We start from the raw sequence: 18,525 nt of genomic DNA, 5'->3' as shown, positions 1-18,525 counted from the left end.
AAGATTGAGAGAGCGGTTATAGAGTGAGGGCATAAGATGGATCAATATAAGCGTATTTTACTGAAAGAATTTGACAGTCGCCAGAAGGTCATTACAGAGCTGACCAATCTAGAGGCAATTTTGAACCTGCCTAAAGGGACGGAGCTGTATATCAGTGACATTCATGGGGAGTTTGCTGCTTTTGACTATATTTTGAGAAGCTGTGCAGGTATCCTCAATGAGAAGATCAAGGACTGTTTTGGGGACAGCTTGTCAGAATCTCATAAGGATCGGCTGTCAGCGCTGGTTTCCTATCCTGAGCTTGTGTTGGGGGAAGAAACTAAAGGCCAAGACTGGTATCAGGAAACCATTCCCCAGCTCTTGAACTTACTGGCTTTTGCAGGTGCAAAATACAGTCGGTCCAAGGTCAGAAAGGCCTTGCCGCCACAATATGCCTATATTATCGAGGAGTTGCTCTATAGTGACAGGGCTCTAGCTGATAAAAAATCCTATTTTGAGAATATCCTGACTTATGTGATTGAATTGCGGGAAGCTGTGCCTTTTATCCTAGGCTTGTCCCGAAGTATTCGGCAGTTGTTGATCGACCATCTGCATGTGGTTGGAGATATTTTTGACCGAGGAGCTGGCAGTGCTCAGGTCATGGATGAACTGCAGCATTTTCACTCGCTTGATATTCAGTGGGGTAATCACGACATTATCTGGATGGGAGCCTTTTTTGGTTCCAAGTCTTGCTTGCTCAATGTGCTGCGCATTGCAGCTCGCTATGGCTATCTATGGGATATCGAGAAAGATTATGGTTTAAACCTGCGTTCCTTGACTCTTTTTGCGGACAAGACTTACCAGTCTAATCCTAAGTTTAGACCCATTCTAGGCGGCAGAGAGCAGGAGTTTTCAGATGAGGAAATTCTGCAGCTGGAAAAGGTTCACCAAGCCTTGGCGATTATCCAGTTCAAGCTGGAAAATCAACTCATCAAACGACGGCCTGAATTCCAGATGCAGGACCATGTTATGCTGGACAAGATTGATTATTGGGAAGAAAGTGTTACGATTGACGATACCAAGCATCCTCTGGTTAACACCTGTTTCCAAACTATCAATCCGGAAAATCCGTCAGCTTTGACACCAGAAGAAAATCAAGCTGTAGACAGTATGCTGGCCTCATTCCAAAGTTCTCTTAAAATGGCTGAGCATATGAGTCTTCTGATGAACAAGGGCTCTATGTATAAGATTTATAACCATCACTTGCTTTTTCACGGCTGCATTCCTCTGGAGCCGTCAGGAGAATTCCAGCCTTTCATTCTCAATCAAGCCCATTATGCAGGCAAGGAATTGCTGGATTTCTTTGAGTATCATATTCGGCAGTCGGCCAAGAACAAGGAAGTGGGTGATGATTTGTCGACTGACTTGATTTGGTATTGCTGGAAAGGTAAGCTGTCTCCTTTGTTTGGCAAAGAAAAGATGACTACCTTGGAGCGCTATTTCATTGAAGATAAGGACACCCACAAGGAAGCGGAAAATTCTTATTTTTCTTATCGTAATTCTGAGAAAGTCTGTCAGCTGATTTTGGAAGAATTTAGCCTCTTTTCTCAAGAGTCTAGGATGGTCAACGGTCATACTCCGGTTAAGACGGGCAAGGGAGAGTCGCCTATCCGTGGTGGAGGTCTGCTCTTTGTCATTGATGGTGGCCTCTGCAAGGCCTATCAGAAGAAGACTGGAACGGCTGGCTATTCACTGCTCAATAATTCCTATGGCTTCCAGCTGGTGACCCATCAGCCTTTCCAAAACGCTCAAAAAGTTGTAGAATCGCCCTTTGCTCAAACCTCCCTGAAAAAGGTGATTGAAAATGTAGAGGAACGAACCCTCATCAAATCTACTACCATTGGTCAGAGTTTGTTCGCTCAACAACAGGAACTCTTTGGCTTATTGCATGAGTTTTATGACCGTTGAAGTTTAGCCCTAAGTTCTAAGAATTTAGGGCTTTTTCTTTCTTGTTCCAGTTTCTCTTTCGTGTTACAATAGGAGTATTGAAATTTAGAGGAAAGAACATGATTTATTTAGATAATTCAGCGACAACCAAACCTTATCCCGAGGCTTTGGCCGCTTACACAGAAGTAGCTTCTAAAATCTGGGGAAATCCATCCAGTCTGCACAGTTTAGGCAGTCAGGCAACCCGTCTTTTAGAAGCTTCTCGTCGGCAAATAGCAGAGCTTTTAGGCAAGTCTTCGTCAGAGATTTTTTTTACGTCTGGAGGGACAGAAGGGGACAACTGGGTACTTAAGGGAGTTGCTTTTGAAAAAGTTCCTTTTGGCAAACACATCATCGTATCCAACATTGAGCATCCAGCGGTTAAAGAATCAGCTCTCTGGCTGCAGAGTCAAGGGTTTGAAGTGGATTTTGCCCCAGTTGATAAGGCAGGTTTTGTTGATGTAGATAAGCTAGCAGAGCTGATTCGACCAGACACCACTCTGATCTCCATCATGGCTGTCAATAATGAAATCGGCAGTATTCAGCCCATTCAGAAAATATCCGAACTGCTAGCAGACAAGCCGACTATTTCCTTTCATGTGGACGCTGTACAGGCTGTTACGAAGATTCCAACAGCTGCTTATCTGACGGATCGCGTGGATTTTGCGATATTTTCCAGTCATAAATTTCACGGTCTGCGGGGTGTAGGCTTTGTCTATATCAAGTCTGGCAAGAAAATCAGTCCGCTTTTGACTGGTGGAGGACAGGAGTCGGACAAGCGCTCAACAACGGAAAATTTAGCTGGCATTGCAGCGACAGCCAAGGCTCTACGTTTGTCCATGGAAAAGCAAGAAGCATTTGCCCAGCGGACGGCTCAGATGAAGCAAATTCTCTTTGAAGAGCTGCAGAAGTATCCAGATGTGATGATTTTCTCAGATATAGAGGATTTTGCACCCCATATACTAACCTTTGGTATCAAGGGAGTGCGGGGTGAAGTCGTCGTTCATGCATTTGAAGACTACGAGATTTATATCTCGACGACCAGCGCTTGCTCTTCTAAGGTTGGAAAGCCAGCAGGAACCCTAATCGCTATGGGTATCGAAAAGTCTCTCGCTCAAACTGCTGTCCGTATCGGTTTGGATCTTGACAACGATATGAGCCAGATGGAGCAGTTTTTGACGACTTTTAAAATTATTTACGAAAAAACCAGAAAAGTAAGGTAAACAATGCAATATTCAGAAATTATGGTGCGCTACGGCGAGCTCTCAACCAAAGGGAAGAACCGCATGCGCTTTATCAACAAACTTAAACGCAATATCCAGGCTGTCTTGTCAGTCTATCCGCAGGTCCATGTCAAGGCTGACCGTGACCGGACCCATGTTTATCTGCACGGTACAGACTATCAGCCAGTCGCTGAGTCACTCAAGCAGATCTTCGGGATTCAGAATTTCTCGCCATCTTATAAAATCGAAAAATCTGTACCAGCCCTAATCGAAGCTGTCCAAACCATCATGAAGCAAGTCTATCAAGAGGGCATGACCTTTAAGATTTCCAGCAAGCGCAGTGACCACAGCTTTGAATTGGATAGCCGCGAGCTTAACCAGACGCTTGGTGATGCTGTTTTTGAGGCTATTCCCAATGTTCAGGTCAAGATGAAAGCACCAGATATTGAGCTGCGGGTCGAAATTCGTGAAGAAGCGGCCTATATCTCGTATGAAACGATTCGTGGTGCTGGAGGACTGCCGGTTGGCACTTCAGGAAAAGGTATGCTCATGCTTTCTGGTGGGATTGACTCACCGGTGGCGGGCTATCTGGCTCTTAAGCGCGGTGTGGATATTGAGGCGGTTCACTTTGCCAGTCCGCCTTACACCAGTCCAGGTGCTTTGAAAAAAGCTCAGGATTTGACACGGAAACTGACCAAGTTTGGCGGCAACATCCAGTTTATCGAAGTGCCTTTTACAGAGATTCAAGAGGAAATCAAGGCCAAGGCTCCAGAAGCCTACCTCATGACACTGACTCGTCGCTTTATGATGCGTATTACAGACCGGATTCGGGAGGAGCGGAGCGCTCAAGTCATTATCAACGGAGAAAGTCTTGGTCAGGTGGCAAGTCAAACGATTGAGAGTATGCAGGCTATCAACGCTGTAACCAATACACCGGTTATCCGTCCTGTCGTGACCATGGACAAGCTGGAAATCATTGACATTGCTGAAAAAATCGATACTTTCCAAATCTCTATCCAACCATTTGAAGACTGCTGTACCATTTTTGCTCCAGACCGACCTAAAACTAATCCGAAAATCAAGAATGCTGAGAAGTACGAAACTTACCTAGATGTTGAAGGCTTGGTAGAGCGTGCCGTTGCAGGCATCATGATTACAGAAATTACACCACAAGCAGAGACTGATGAAGTTGACGAGCTGATTGAGGGGCTGTTGTAAATAGCAAGTGTGAAGTAGTCTTTGTGCATCAGCAGATAAAATCTAAAGATAATCCATAAAAATCCGTTTTCATGTGATGAAAAAGCTTGCTAAAGAGCTGCAGAAGTGCTATACTTATAGAGTTGACTATGCACATTCCTGTGCAACCGCACGATCATCGTTGCTCACTCAGTGAGATAGAAGCGGTTCGTCCCACGATGCTAGGCGAGTCTTCACAAAATTCGGGGAAACCCCAAAAAATCATAGGAGGTGCATAATGAGCACATACGCAATCATTAAAACTGGCGGAAAACAAGTTAAAGTTGAAGTTGGTCAAGCAATCTACGTTGAAAAGTTGAACGCTGAAGCTGGTCAAGACGTTACTTTTGACGAAGTTGTTCTTGTTGGTGGTGAAAACACTGTTGTCGGAACTCCGCTTGTTGCTGGAGCTTCTGTTGTCGGAACTGTTGAAAAACAAGGCAAGCAAAAGAAGGTTGTTACTTACAAGTACAAACCTAAAAAAGGCAGCCATCGTAAACAAGGTCATCGTCAACCATATACAAAAGTTGTCATCAACGCTATCAACGCTTAATTTTAAGGAGATTAAATGATACAAGCAGTCTTTGAAAGAGCCGAAGATGGCGAACTGAGGTGTGCAGAAATCACAGGTCACGCCGCGAGTGGTGAATACGGCTTTGATGTCGTATGTGCGTCCGTTTCGACGCTCGCCATTAATTTTGTCAATTCAGTTGAGAAATTCGCAGGCTACGAACCAAACTTAGAATTAAACGAAATAGAAGGTGGTTATCTGAAGGTTGAAATTCCTCAGGATATACCATCACACCAAAGAGAAATGACTCAGCTTTTCTTTGAATCATTTTTCCTAGGAATGGCAAACTTATCGGAGGACTCATCTGAGTTCGTCCAAACCAGAGTTATCACAGAAAACTAACACGGAGGAAAAACATTATGTTAAAAATGAATCTTGCTAACTTGCAACTATTCGCCCACAAAAAAGGTGGAGGTTCCACATCTAACGGACGTGATTCACAAGCGAAACGTCTGGGAGCTAAAGCAGCTGACGGTCAAACCGTAACTGGTGGTTCTATTCTTTACCGTCAACGCGGCACTCACATTCATGCAGGTGTCAACGTTGGACGCGGTGGAGACGATACTTTGTTTGCAAAGGTTGAAGGCGTAGTACGCTTTGAACGCAAAGGACGCGATAAGAAACAAGTTTCTGTTTACCCAATCGCTAAATAATTAATAAGAAATCCCCATGCTCAATATCCGAGCATGGGGATTTCTTATTAGAGACGGCACGATAAAGCATTTGTTTAATAATTCATGATGATGCTCATCAATTTTAGCATACAAACTCTGATAATATTCTAAAATTTTAATTTTTAGACTAATAAATATCTGAAATCGCTTGCAGTTCCTATTTTTTTATGTTATTCTATATAAAATAGATGCAATCATGTTTCTAAATCTAAAAAGATAAGGAGAAATTATGGAAAAAGAATCATTTAAACTTCCAGGCTTTTCATTGTACAAATTGAAAGTTGGATTAGCATCAGCAACTCTTCTATTTGCCTTTTCACAAGCTTCGCATGTTTTTTCAGACCAGGTTGGCACACCACCTTCAAGCAGTATAGCAAAAACTGAAGCAGTAAGCTCTCCGATTGAAGCTGCTGGTGCTGAAATTGCTGCTGATACGACAAAACCTGTTGTTGAAGAATCTGCAGCGAAACCAGGAGATTTGATCGATGTCTCAAAAAATGTATCGCCTGTTGATGTCAAAGAAAGTCAAGAAGGCAATCAAACAGTCCGTGTAGAAACGGCAACCGTTGATGTTACAAAGACAGAAGTGGCTCCGGCAAAGGTTGATAAGGCGCCAGAGCCAATAACTAGACGTACTGAAAATACTTTATCTGGCACAGATGAAAATGGGAATCCCTATACGCAGTATGAGCGAGTAGATAAGACTACAACCATCACCTACACCTCAACGCCACCAACTGTGACAAAAGCAGGTTCAGCTGATATTGTCTTTGTTGTCGACCGTTCAGGATCCATGGGCAGCACAATTGATATTGTTCGTGCAAATATTAATGAATTTGTACGAAATATTACTAAAGAGGGTATTACAGCACGTTTTGGTCTGGCAACATTTAGCGATGAAGTCTACGGCCGTAATTCTGGCAGCAAAGATGAAGATACGGTTCTAACATGGTTTGGTTCATCTTATTTTACAACTGATCCGGCTGAGCTCGAAAAGGCATTGGCTGCGATTCGTATAGCGAGTGGAGGAGATACTCCGGAAACACCAACTCCTGCCCTGAACCAGATTATTTCGACCTATGATTGGTCTAAGTCATCTAAAAATAAGAAATTCGTCGTTTTATTGACAGATGCTGAAATGAAAGAAGATCCTTCAATTCCAACAGTTGCTGATACACTTGCGGCTCTAAAAGCTGCTGGTATAGAAAGAACTGTAGCGACGGTAAAAGCGATTGAGGGAATTTACAAAAATTTTGCAACAGAAGGCAGAGTGCTTGATATCGAAAATAACTTGGCTGATGCTCTGACAAAGGGAACCACTTCATGGATTGTTGAAAGTGTTAATGAAGCTCGTTACTATAAGATCATAAAAGATAGTTATCAATTCTATCTTGAGCGTCGTACTACAATGCCTACATCTACCGTCTACCATGTTCAGGCACCAACACTTTTGGCTAAATCAGAACAGTCTCTTCCTAAAACAGGAAGTAGCGAAAAGGCAGTCTATAGTGTTGTGGGGCTTGGTTTGCTTCTGGCTGGATTGGGACTAGGTATTAGTGTAAGAAAATCAAAAGAACAATAACCATCTGCTTATAAAAAATGAATTTTCTATTTGAGTGATTTTGAATAAAATAAATACCAGAAACGAAGACATACGTCCTCATTTCTGGTATTTTTCGTTATGGTGTAACTTCTTCATCTTTTATATTAACAACGCCATACCAATTTGCATAATAGGTCTTTCCGTTGTAGTTGACAATGCTTTCCCTATAAAGATTGCCATACTCACCAAAGTAATAATAGTACTTGCCGATCTTATAAAGTCCGTTTTTATAAGGTGTTCCATCTTCTCCAAAGTAATAAGTGTATTCAGAGTAACTAACAAATCTGTTTTTAACCATTTCTCCGTAAGAATCAAAGAAGTATTGCTTGCCGTCAACACTGTAAAGATTGATGACCCTTCGTCCTTTTTCGTCAAAATAATAGACCTTACCTGTTGGGCTAGTATAGAAAGAGTTTTTTAGATTCGTCGGAATTTGTTCTCCTGGATCATCCCGAACTTCGTATATAGATCTATTAGGATCAAGTGCATAGTATTTACCCTTGTAAAGAACGATTCTATTTCTAATCCTTTCACCAGTTTCTTCATCAATAGAGCTAGGAAGGTCACGCTTAGGAGCTTCCGGAACCTTGATAGGTCCTGGATCATCAAAGATAGTAGGGTCGTCCTCAATATCTGGTACACTAGGATCGTAAATACCAACTTCACGTCTAGAAACCCAGTCAGGGATTGACTTGTTCTCCGCTCGAACTGTTCCAGTGGAAATCAAAGCAGCGGCTAAAGTCGCAGCAGAAGCGAGAGAGAGGCCCAGCCAATAGCGGCGGTTGAACATTGCTTTGGTGTTCTTTTCTTGTCTCATAGCAAATCCTTTCTATGCAACTGTTACTATAAGATTAAAGAATCTCATTTTTAACAGTTAGGTTATGTTATTTCTATAAAATTATACCTCTGTAACATTTCTATAATATTGTAATATTATTTCATTTTTATAGAGATTATATTACTAATTGGTGATAAAAACAAACAATCATTAGATAATATGTAAACGTTTACAAACATCGTTTTTTATGCTATTATTATAGGGATGAAAGGAGAATGCCTATGATGAAAAGGTATAAATTGCTATTGGCGCTTGCCTTATCATTACTAGTTTTTTGGCCATTGGGAGCCATAAAAGCAGATTCGGTTAATCAGCCGCCAGAATCTGCTAACCAGTCTGAACAAGCAAGTGCAGCAGTTGTAACGGACTCTTCTGATAGTGGTGTAGGGGCTAGGGGCACACCAAGTCAGGATAGTCAGATTGCTGCAAAAGCTCTGACGGTCTCTGATACTTCGGCAGTTGCAGGTACTGAAACGGCTGCTTCAACCCAAGAAGCCAATACTGGTAATTTAGTAGAAGATTCTGCCAAACCAACGACCGCCCAGTCTGCAGAAGTTTCCTCTACTGCCAATCAAGATCAAGGTCAGGCTGAGACTGATGCGCCGCTGGCTTCTAAGAGAGTCCAGCAGCTTGTGGCGGATATGACGCTTCGTCAGAAGATTACCCAGATGCTGATGCCAGATTTCAGAAAATGGCAGCAAGAGGGCCAGGCCTCTCAGTCTGATATGACGGAGCTGAATAAAGAGGTTGCAGAAGCGGTTGATAAATACGACTTTGGCGGAGTTATTCTTTTTGCTGAGAATGTGAAAGGAACTGCTCAAACCTTAGCCTTGACGCAGGCTCTGCAGCAAGCAGCTATCAGTAACCAAGCTAATAATGGCAAGTTGCCGCTTTTGCTCGCGATTGACCAAGAAGGTGGTATCGTCTATCGTTTGGGCAGCGGGACTGCTCTTCCTGGCAACATGGCAGTTGGTGCGACGCGTGATCCAGAATTAGCCAATCAAGCAGGTCAAATCATCGGACGAGAGCTATCGGCTCTAGGTTTGAATGTAAACTTTGCTCCTGTTTTTGATACAAATAACAATCCGCAGAATCCCGTTATTGGTTTGCGTTCCTTCTCTTCTGACCCTAAGGTGGTTGCCCGTTTGGGAACGGCTATGATGGAGGGGATTCAGAAATATAATGTCGCAGTAGCGGCTAAGCATTTCCCTGGGCATGGTGATACGGCGGTAGATTCTCACACTGGTCTGCCTCTGGTAGATAAGTCCTATGCGGAGCTAGAAGCGCTGGAGTTGCTTCCTTTCAAGGCTGCCATTGACAAAAACGCTGATATGCTGATGACTGCCCATATCCAATATCCTCAGATTGAAAAAGACACGGTTATATCTAAGCAAACTGGGGAAACCATCTATATCCCTGCCACCTTGTCTGATGACATTATTACTGGCATTGTTCGCAAGAAATTTGGCTACAAGGGTGTAGTAGTATCTGATGCTATGGGCATGGATGCAATTGCCAAAAACTTCGGAGAATCTGAAGCGGCTATCATGGCTATCAAATCAGGTGTAGATGTGGTGCTGATGCCAACCGTCTTACGTAGCAAGAGTGATTTAGCTAAAATCGATAAGATTATCAACGATATTGAACAGGCAGTTCGGAGAGGCGATATTCCAGTCAGCAGATTGGATGAGTCAGTGACTCGCATCTTGAATCTAAAAGAAAAAAGAGGTATTTTAGACTTTGACCCATCTGAACGTACCCAAGCTAAGGCTGAAGCAACTGTTGGCTCAGAGTTTAACAGAGATACTGAACGAAAAATCGCTGCTAGTGCAGTGACCGTAGTTAAAAACGATGATACTGTTCTGCCCTTTAAGGTCAAATCTGGCGACAGAATTTTGATGCTAGCGGCTTATGACGATGAAGTGCCTGGACTAGAGCTGGGTGTCAAGCGTCTGATAGCGGACGGAGTGATTCCAGCAGGTGTCACATACGAAGCGCTAAACTACAACAAAACAACCAAGTTAGAAGATTTGAAAGGGAAGATTGACCAAGCAACTCACCTAGTCTTGATTTCTGAAATTGGACGTCAATCTCAACTAGCCAGCGATTTTTGGCTGACAAGAGTTCCGACAGAAGTCGTGGACTATGCAAATGCAACTGGAAAACAAGCAGCTATAATGAGCATTTCTAAACCTTATGATGTAGCGAATTACCCTAATGCCAAGGCTATTGTAGCAGTTTATGGAAACAAGGGCATGGATCCGACTGAGTCTCTGAAGCCTGACAATGCCTTCGGCCCTAATATCCCAGCTGGTGTGGAAGTCATTTTCAATGGTCAAAATCATGTTGGGAAGTTACCGGTAAATGTGCCGCTCATCAAGGACGGTATCATGTCAGAGACAGAGGTGGCCTATCCTATAGGGCATGGTCTCTTTTATACCGATCCAGTTAAGGATATAAAGGTGAATATCCCTGCATCTGCTCAGCTAGATCAGCCTTTTACGGCTACCGTTACCCTAGGTGGACTAAACGGTTTAGAAAAAAATGACTACCGTCTTGCCCTTAAGATGGATACTCAGCACTTCAGCATTCTGCCAAGTTCAGGCTATACCATCTCTGGTGACACTGTTTTGATTTCTAAAAAAGCCAATGATACCAATCCAGTTGAGATCAGCTTGAAAGGATTAGGAGAGGGTCAGTTCAGTCCAGTGCTTTCCTTGACCTTGATTGACAGTCAAGACAGAGAATTCAGCATGGGAGAAGGTTATTACAAGGAGCTTGTTCAGATTGCTGCAGCTGGGCAGAACACGATTCCAGACCAACAAACTCCTTCTCAGTTGAGTTTGCGTTCTGTTGAACCTGTAAGTTCTCGTCGGCAGCTAAGTCAGCAGGCTGCACAGTTTAATCAGCTTCCAAAAACAGGAGACAGCAGCAGTTTGTTCTTAGTCTTGCTGGGTGCCTTGTTCTTGTTTGGGGCTGTCTATCTGTATGACTTGTCCTCTCGCTGACTATAAGCAATAAAAGAACGAGCGAGCAGTGTTGAAGAGCTCACAGTTTTACTTATTCTTGATAAAATAACAAAAAGGAAGAATCCAAAGCAAGTTTGCGGTAAAAGCGGATTCTTCTTTTTTTGCTTGGAAATTTGCAGGAATGCGGTAACAGAAAGCTTTGTGTATTTCCTAAAAACACACGGGCTTGAATATTTTACTCATCTGTCATCGGTTTACTATTTACTTTTTATACGCTTTTTGGTATAATAGTTCATGTTATAAAATGTAACATCAAAGGAGGTTCTATCCATGAAAGCATCAAAGTGGTTGATTGCGACTGGAGTCGCACTGAGTGCCGGGCTATTGCTAACGGCTTGTAGCCAGTCTTCATCTAGCACAAATAATTATACTTACGTTTATAGTTCAGACCCTGACAGCTTGAACTATCTTGCTACAAACCGTGCAACGACAGGTGATGTCATTTCCAACCTGGTTGATGGACTTTTTGAAAATGACAAGTACGGGAATCTGGTTCCCTCTATCGCGAAGTCATGGACAGTTTCTAAGGACGGTCTGACCTATACTTATAAGCTGCGTGATGATGCTAAATGGTACACATCCGATGGTGAAGAATATGCAGAAGTAAAAGCTCAGGACTTTGTGACTGGCTTGAAGTATGCAGCAGATGAAAATTCTGAAGCTATTTATCTCGTTCAGGACTCTGTGAAGGGCCTGGATGCTTATATCAAGGGTGAAGATAAGAATTTTGACAATGTTGGTGTCAAGGCTATTGACGACCATACATTGCAATATACTCTGACCCGCCCTGAGCCTTACTGGAACTCTAAAACAACCAGCACAATTCTCTTCCCAGTCAATGAAGAGTTTCTGAAAGCAGAAGGAAGCAATTTTGGCTCTGTCAAGCCATCTAGCATCCTCTATAATGGTCCTTACTTGCTCAAGTCTCTGACTTCCAAGTCTGTGATGGAATTTGTCAAGAACCAAAACTACTACGACAAAGACAATGTCACTCTGGATAGCATCAAACTGACCTACTATGATGGAAATGATCAGGAAGCGCTGATTCGTAACTTCAGCGATGGCGTTTACAGCACAGCTCGTCTCTATCCGAATAGCTCAGGCTTTGCTTCAGTCAAGAAGAAATATGCGGACAATATTGTATATAGCCCGCAGGATTCTACTTCTTATTACTATAATTTCAACTACAACCGTCAGTCTTACAATCATACTTCTAAAACAACAGATGCTCAAAAATCTGCTACTAACGAAGCAATCATGAACAAGGACTTCCGTCAGGCTATCAATTTTGCCTTTGACCGTACATCTTATGGTGCGCAAGGAAATGGTGAAGACGGAGCGACTAAGGTCTTGAGAAATACATTGGTACCACCTAGCTTTGTCCAAATTGGCGACAAGGATTTTGGAACTGTTGTTGGAGAAAAATTAGTCAACTATGGCAACCAATGGCAAGGAATTGACCTCTCTGACGCTCAAGATCCTTACTACAATCCTGAAAAGGCTAAGGCGAAATTTGCAGAAGCGAAGCAAGCCTTGCAGGCTAAGGGAGTTGAATTCCCAATTCACTTAGATATGCCAGTTGATCAGTCTAGCACGATTGGCGTTCAATGGGCTAGCTCAACCAAACAGTCTATCGAATCAGCTCTTGGAGCGGAAAATGTCGTCATTGACCTGCAAAAGATGAGCACAGACGATCTTAATAATATCACTTATTTTGCTAACTCTGCTGCTCAGAAAGACTATGATATGTCTACTGGTGGCTGGACTGGTGACTATCAAGACCCATCTACCTACCTTGATACTCTCAATATCAAGAATGGCGGAAGCTTGCAAAACTTTGGATTTGAACCAGGTCAAGACAATGATAAGATTAAAGAGCTAGGCTTGGATACTTATACCAAGATGCTGGAAGAAGCTAATGCTGAAACCAACGATGTGCAGTTGCGTTACGAAAAGTATGCAGAAGCGGAAGCTTGGTTGCTAGATAGCGGCTTGATTATTCCGACTGTTTCACAAGGAGCAACACCGTCTGTTACTAAATCAGTGCCATTTACAAAAGCCTACTCACCAGTTGGTGTCAAAGGTTCAGGCTACAACTTCAAGCTGACTCAGCTTCAGAAGGATGTTGTAACGACCAAAGAATACGAAGCGGCTAAGAAAAAATGGAAAGAAGAAGCTACTGCGGCAAATAAAAAAGCCCAGGAAGAACTTGCTGACCACGTTGAAAAATAAAAAATGATTAACTTAGCGACATTGGGGCTGGATTTTTCCAGTCCCTTTTTGAATGGCTTGACTAAGGTTTTTGTAGTAAAATAGAAAGAAATACTGGAAGGAAGTGAAAGTGATGAAAGTAAGTATTTATAGTGCATTGCCTGAGAAAGAAAAGCAGGTATTGTTTGAATTAGTTCAAGAGTGTAATAAGGCAGACGGAGGCTATCGACTGCCCTATCTGGATAATAATTATAATGCAGATCCTGAAATGCCAGCCTTCTTCTTGGCTGAGATGGATGGCCGAACCATCGGCTTTTTATCAGTCTACGCGGATGAACCTGACCAAGCTGAGGTGTCTCTCTATGTTCTGCCATCGTATCGGCGTCAAGGTGTGGCTTGTCAGCTTCTGGCTGCTTTTTCCAAAGTAGCTGATAAGTATGATTTGACCGAGATTGAGTATGTAGCAGAGCAGGCCTTTTTGAATAATCATCCTGATTTTGTTCGGAGATTTGATTACCAAGAGGATGAATCAGAAATCTGGCTGGCACAGTCTGCTCAAACTTTTCCTCTGGAAAAGAGAGAAGGGATAGAAGTCTTGCAAGGAAGTTTGGACTTGGCAGAGGAAATTGCTGCTTTTCAGTCCCAAGTCTTTGAGACACCGCTTGATGTTTCCTTGAAATATGCCAGAGAAGCCGTCAGCAGCGCATCCAGCTTGCTCTATATCTTGAAGAAAGATGGTAGAGTTGTAGCTTCTATATCAGTTGATACGGATTTTGGAACCAATTATTTCTTTGGATTAGCGGTTGATCAAGATTTTCAAGGGCAGGGGCTAGGAAGCTATCTCTTGCTTGCAAGTATGCAGGATTTGAATAAGCTCAATGGACAGGAGTTTCAGATTGTCGTAGAAAAGCAGAATGCCCGAGCTTTGAAACTCTATAAAAAGCTAGGCTTCAAAGAGATGACAGAGGTTGTTTATCTAAAAGAAAAATAGCAAATTTTTCTCAGAATACTCATTAACTTAAAAGGAGAGACTGGCTTCTTACAGCTGGTTTCTTTTGTTCTGCCTTGGTTTATGGTATAATGAGACGATATGTAAAGAAGGAAAATGTTATGAATATTCAACAATTGCGTTATGTGGTCGCCATTGCTAATAGTGGGACCTTTCGAGAAGCAGCGGAAAAAATGTATGTCAGCCAGCCTAGTCTGTCTATATCTGTCCGTGATCTGGAAAAAGAGCTAGGTTTCAAGATTTTTCGTCGGACCAGCAGTGGTACTTTTCTGACTCGCCGAGGAATGGAATTTTATGAAAAAGCTCAAGACTTGGTCAAGGGTTTTGATGTTTTTCAAAATCAATATGCCAATCCTGAGGAGGAGCGGGATGAGTTCTCAATTGCCAGTCAGCACTATGACTTTCTACCGCCTTTGATTACACAATTTTCTCAGACCTATCCTGAGTATAAGAACTTCCGAATTTTTGAGTCAACAACTGTGCAGATCCTAGACGAAGTCGCGCAAGGCCACAGTGAAATTGGCATTATCTACCTCAATAATCAGAATACCAAAGGCATTATGCAGCGGGTGGAAAAGCTAGGCTTGGAAGTAGTGGAGCTAATTCCTTTTCAGACTCACATTTACCTGCGGGAAGATCATCCTCTGACTCAAAAAAATGAGCTAGTCATGGAAGATTTGGCGGCTTTGCCGACTGTTCGCTTCACCCAGGAAAAGGACGAGTATCTCTATTATTCAGAGAACTTTGTTGATACCAGTGCCAGCTCCCAGATGTTTAATGTGACAGACCGTGCGACTTTGAATGGGATTTTGGAGCGAACCGATGCTTATGCAACTGGATCTGGCTTTTTGGACAGCAATAGTGTAAATGGTATTACTGTCATCAAGCTTCGTGACAACTTGGACAACCACATGGTCTATGTCAAGCGTGAAGATGTGGAGTTGACTCAGGTCGGAGAAGACTTCGTATCAGTTATGAAAGAGTATTTTGCGCAGAAAAAATAAAGTATGAAAAGAAAAATTATTATTCCTTTTGCAGTCTTGGTTCTTATTGCTGTGGACCAACTGGTCAAGTTATATATTGTCGGCGGTTTTAAGCTGGGGCAGGTCAAGAGTTTCATTCCGCATCTGGTGAGTCTGACCTATCTTCAGAATACCGGCGCAGCCTTCTCCATGCTGGAAAACCAGCAATGGCTCTTTACTTTGGTGACATTTTTGGTCATTGGCGGAGCTGTTTACTACCTCATCAAGCATCTCCATGCCTCAAAGTGGATGTTGGCTGGGCTGACCTTGGTGATTGCTGGTGGTTTGGGGAACTTCATTGACCGGATTCGCCAAGGTTTTGTCGTGGACATGTTTCAGTTAGATTTTATCAATTTTGCTATTTTCAATGTGGCGGATATGTATCTGACCTTTGGTGTAGCTATTTTACTACTGATGATTTTGAAGGAAGAAAAAGATGGAAGTAAGAATTGAGGCTTCGGTAGCTGGTCAGCGATTGGACAAGGCGGTTGCTGAGCTGACAGACCTGTCAAGGAGCTTGGCTCATGAGCAGATTAAGGACGGCCAGATTTTGGTCAACGGACAAGCCAAAAAAGCCAAATACGCTGTCAAAGAAGGCGATGTTATTTCCTATGATCTGCCTGAACCAGAAGTCGTCGAATATGCGGCAGAGGATATTCCGCTAGAAATCGTCTATCAAGATGAGGACGTAGCAGTCGTCAATAAACCTCAGGGAATGGTCGTCCATCCTTCTGCAGGCCATACCAGTGGTACACTGGTCAATGCCCTTATGTACCACATCAAAGACCTGTCTGGCATCAATGGAGTTCTCCGGCCGGGGATTGTCCATCGGATTGATAAGGACACTTCAGGGCTTCTCATGATTGCCAAAAATGACCAAGCCCATGTGGCTCTGGCTGATGAGCTCAAGGATAAGAAATCCCTACGCAAGTATTGGGCTATTGTTCATGGAAATCTGCCTAATGACCGTGGAGTGATTGAAGCACCGATTGGCCGTAGTGAAAAAGATCGCAAGAAGCAGGCGGTAACGGCCAAAGGCAAACCTGCTCTGACACGTTTTCAAGTCTTGGAGCGCTTTGGTGACTATACTCTGGTTGAGCTTCAACTGGAAACGGGACGGACTCATCAGATCCGAGTTCATATGGCCTACATCGGACATCCTGTAGCTGGTGATGAGGTCTATGGACCGCGTAAGACCTTAAAAGGACATGGCCAATTTCTGCACGCGCGAACTTTGGGCTTTACCCATCCTCGAACTGGTGAAGTGCTGGAATTTACAGCTGAAGTGCCAGCTATTTTCCAAGAAACTTTGGAAAAGCTGCGACAAGAATAGTCAGGTTCATTCATTATTAAAATACAAATTTTCCTCTGACCGCTTCAATCGCGGTCGTTTTTATTATTGACTTTCAGTCTGTCTCGCTCCGCTAGGTGCGAGACAAATAAACCACCCGCTATGCGGGTGCGCATCGAAGGTTATACCAAAAAACTCCCAACGCGATACAATAAAGGTGTTCAAGCTAATTGTGAAGCGAAAGGAGAAAAATATGGCGCAAAAGGCACATAGTTTATCACACACAAAGTGGATGTGTAAATATCACATTGTGTTTACACCTAAGTATGGACGAAAAGTTATCTATAATCAATACCGAAACAGTTTGGGAACCGACATTTTTGGTCGGAAGGTTATTACGTGAGTACAGTAGGCCTTAATGAAGCCACCATTAAGAAATATATCCAAGAGCAGGAAAAGCATGATATAGCGTTGGATAAATTGAGTGTAAAAGAATATGAGGATCCCTTTAGGGATAGTGGTAAGTAATGCAAACACCTCTTTGAGAGGATTGTGACGAGTCAAGAGCAATGAGGCTTGAACAAAGTGAAAGCCAGCGTCTTTAGGCGCTGGCTGGTGATGTGGGCTTATAGCCCGGGGACAAACCACCCGTTAGACGGGTGGTTATGATTTTTCTGTAAATCGTGGTATAATAAGACAATCTAGCAGTGAAGGAAAAGGAAATGAAAGCAAAGCGAATCGTATTTAAGGTGGGGACTTCGTCATTAACCAACGCAGATGGCAGTCTGTCACGCGCCAAGGTAAAGGAAATTACTCGGCAGTTGGCTCTCTTGCATGAGGCGGGACATGAGTTAATCTTGGTCTCATCAGGAGCTATTGCCGCAGGTTTTTCTTCTCTGGGCTTTAAAAAGCGTCCAACCAAGGTGGCGGATAAACAGGCATCAGCTGCTGTTGGACAGGGTTTGCTTTTGGAGGAATATACAACCAATCTTCTTTTGAAGCAAATCATTTCTGCTCAGATTCTTTTGACCCAGGATGATTTTGCAGATAAGCGTCGGTACAAGAATGCCCATCAGGCCATATCTGTCTTGTTGAATCGCGGCGCTATTCCTATCATCAATGAAAATGACTCGGTGGCCATTGAGGAGCTCAAGGTCGGGGATAATGATACACTGAGTGCTCAAGTAGCAGCCATGGTTCAGGCGGACCTCTTGGTGCTTCTGACAGATGTAGACGGACTGTACACAGCTAATCCCTCTACCAATCCAGATGCCCAGCGTCTTGAAAAGATTGAGAAGATTTCTTCTGAGTTGATTGATATGGCAGGCGGTGCAGGAACGAGCAACGGAACTGGCGGCATGCTGACAAAGATCAAAGCTGCAACGCTTGCGACCATGTCTGGTGTTCCGGTCTATATCTGCTCCTCACTCAAGACGGATGCTCTGCTGGAAGCTGCGGAGGAAAGCAAGGATGGCAGTCTCTTTTTGGCCCAAGAAAAAGGTCTAAAAACGCAGAAGCAATGGCTGGCTTTCTATGCTAAAAGTCAAGGGGAAATCTATGTAGACCAAGGAGCAGCCGACGCTCTCAGAAATAATGGAAAAAGTTTGTTGGTATCCGGTCTTGTATCTGTATCGGGGAACTTTGCCTATCAGGATACGGTGACCGTTTATGAAGAAGGCAGCGGAGCTATTCTTGGTAAAGGGCGTGTGCGTTTTGGTAAGTCTGCTCTTAAAGATATGCTCAAGTCTAATAAACCTAAAGGTATTGTCATTCATCGAGATGACTGGATTTCTCTGACACCGGAGTTAAATGATTTATTTGCAGAATTTTAGAAGACGAGGAAAGGAGAAGCG

15 protein-coding genes, 2 pseudogenes and 1 other annotated feature are annotated in these 18,525 nt (G+C 43.2%); of the genes and pseudogenes, 16 read left to right on the top strand and 1 reads right to left on the bottom strand.

The features are described 5' to 3' along the window. Nucleotides 1-36 precede the first annotated feature (36 nt). The 7 genes from RG608_RS00775 (at nucleotide 37) to RG608_RS00745 (ending at nucleotide 7,251) form a co-directional block, all read left to right on the top strand. The gene (locus tag RG608_RS00775) at nucleotides 37-1,947 is read left to right on the top strand and encodes a fructose-1,6-bisphosphatase (RefSeq protein ID WP_308946416.1); all 1,911 of its coding nucleotides are present in this window, start codon (nucleotides 37-39) and stop codon (nucleotides 1,945-1,947) included. Nucleotides 1,948-2,045: 98 nt separating this feature from the next. Then, entirely contained in the window at nucleotides 2,046-3,188 is a 1,143-nt protein-coding gene (locus RG608_RS00770; protein ID WP_308946415.1) for a cysteine desulfurase family protein, read from the top strand. 3 nt (nucleotides 3,189-3,191) lie between these two features. Then, a complete protein-coding gene (thiI, locus tag RG608_RS00765) occupies nucleotides 3,192-4,406 on the top strand; it encodes a tRNA uracil 4-sulfurtransferase ThiI (protein WP_308946414.1) in 1,215 nt (404 codons plus the stop codon). Nucleotides 4,407-4,540: 134 nt separating this feature from the next. Continuing rightward, nucleotides 4,541-4,628, top strand: a sequence feature (ribosomal protein L21 leader region). Between the two features lie 34 nt (nucleotides 4,629-4,662). Then, nucleotides 4,663-4,977, top strand: coding sequence for a 50S ribosomal protein L21 (gene rplU / locus RG608_RS00760; protein ID WP_002904398.1), 315 nt, complete (start codon nucleotides 4,663-4,665; stop codon nucleotides 4,975-4,977). A 15-nt stretch (nucleotides 4,978-4,992) separates the two neighbouring features. Continuing rightward, nucleotides 4,993-5,337: a ribosomal-processing cysteine protease Prp gene (locus RG608_RS00755; protein ID WP_308946413.1), complete on the top strand. Its 345-nt coding sequence runs from the start codon at nucleotides 4,993-4,995 to the stop codon at nucleotides 5,335-5,337. 17 nt (nucleotides 5,338-5,354) lie between these two features. Beyond that, complete coding sequence (gene rpmA, locus RG608_RS00750) at nucleotides 5,355-5,648, top strand: 50S ribosomal protein L27 (protein ID WP_002895619.1); 294 nt, start codon at nucleotides 5,355-5,357, stop codon at nucleotides 5,646-5,648. Between the two features lie 250 nt (nucleotides 5,649-5,898). Continuing rightward, nucleotides 5,899-7,251, top strand: a complete 1,353-nt coding sequence (locus tag RG608_RS00745) for a vWA domain-containing protein (RefSeq protein WP_308946412.1) — start codon at nucleotides 5,899-5,901, stop codon at nucleotides 7,249-7,251. Nucleotides 7,252-7,348: 97 nt separating this feature from the next. Here the strand turns inward: RG608_RS00745 and RG608_RS00740 are convergent, their stop codons facing one another. Next, nucleotides 7,349-8,089, bottom strand: coding sequence for a hypothetical protein (locus tag RG608_RS00740; RefSeq protein WP_308946411.1), 741 nt, complete (start codon nucleotides 8,087-8,089; stop codon nucleotides 7,349-7,351). Between the two features lie 236 nt (nucleotides 8,090-8,325). On the opposite strand from RG608_RS00740, the gene RG608_RS00735 reads away from it, so the two are divergent. From RG608_RS00735 to proB, 9 genes and pseudogenes are all read left to right on the top strand, one after another. Continuing rightward, nucleotides 8,326-11,118 (top strand): glycoside hydrolase family 3 N-terminal domain-containing protein, encoded by a 2,793-nt coding sequence (locus tag RG608_RS00735; protein WP_308946410.1) that lies wholly within the window; start codon nucleotides 8,326-8,328, stop codon nucleotides 11,116-11,118. A 291-nt stretch (nucleotides 11,119-11,409) separates the two neighbouring features. Next, nucleotides 11,410-13,371: a peptide ABC transporter substrate-binding protein gene (locus RG608_RS00730; RefSeq protein WP_002930304.1), complete on the top strand. Its 1,962-nt coding sequence runs from the start codon at nucleotides 11,410-11,412 to the stop codon at nucleotides 13,369-13,371. Between the two features lie 112 nt (nucleotides 13,372-13,483). Continuing rightward, entirely contained in the window at nucleotides 13,484-14,341 is an 858-nt protein-coding gene (locus tag RG608_RS00725; RefSeq protein ID WP_002930305.1) for a GNAT family N-acetyltransferase, read from the top strand. Nucleotides 14,342-14,460: 119 nt separating this feature from the next. Next, nucleotides 14,461-15,363, top strand: coding sequence for a LysR family transcriptional regulator (locus tag RG608_RS00720; protein WP_032906521.1), 903 nt, complete (start codon nucleotides 14,461-14,463; stop codon nucleotides 15,361-15,363). 3 nt (nucleotides 15,364-15,366) lie between these two features. Then, on the top strand, nucleotides 15,367-15,834 hold the full coding sequence (gene lspA / locus RG608_RS00715; RefSeq protein WP_308946409.1) for a signal peptidase II: 468 nt from the start codon (nucleotides 15,367-15,369) through the stop codon (nucleotides 15,832-15,834). Further along, nucleotides 15,818-16,714, top strand: a complete 897-nt coding sequence (locus RG608_RS00710) for an RluA family pseudouridine synthase (protein WP_308946408.1) — start codon at nucleotides 15,818-15,820, stop codon at nucleotides 16,712-16,714. The genes lspA and RG608_RS00710 overlap by 17 nt, the downstream gene beginning before the upstream one ends. Nucleotides 16,715-16,925: 211 nt before the next feature. Next, nucleotides 16,926-17,009 (top strand): annotated as a pseudogene (locus RG608_RS11620) (IS200/IS605 family transposase); the annotation flags it as partial. Then, nucleotides 16,983-17,200: pseudogene (locus RG608_RS00705) on the top strand (transposase). The pseudogenes RG608_RS11620 and RG608_RS00705, both read left to right, overlap by 27 nt. A 194-nt stretch (nucleotides 17,201-17,394) precedes the next feature. After that, nucleotides 17,395-18,504 carry a glutamate 5-kinase gene (gene proB / locus RG608_RS00700; protein ID WP_268686648.1) on the top strand — a complete coding sequence of 370 codons (1,110 nt, stop codon included), beginning with the start codon at nucleotides 17,395-17,397 and terminating at the stop codon, nucleotides 18,502-18,504. Nucleotides 18,505-18,525: the final 21 nt, after the last annotated feature.

Source organism: Streptococcus sp. IsoGale022, from assembly GCF_031142805.1.
Taxonomy (GTDB): Bacteria; Bacillota; Bacilli; order Lactobacillales; family Streptococcaceae; genus Streptococcus; species Streptococcus sanguinis_A.
Note: the sequence above shows the minus strand (reverse complement) of the source record. Positions and strands in the feature narration are given on the sequence as shown.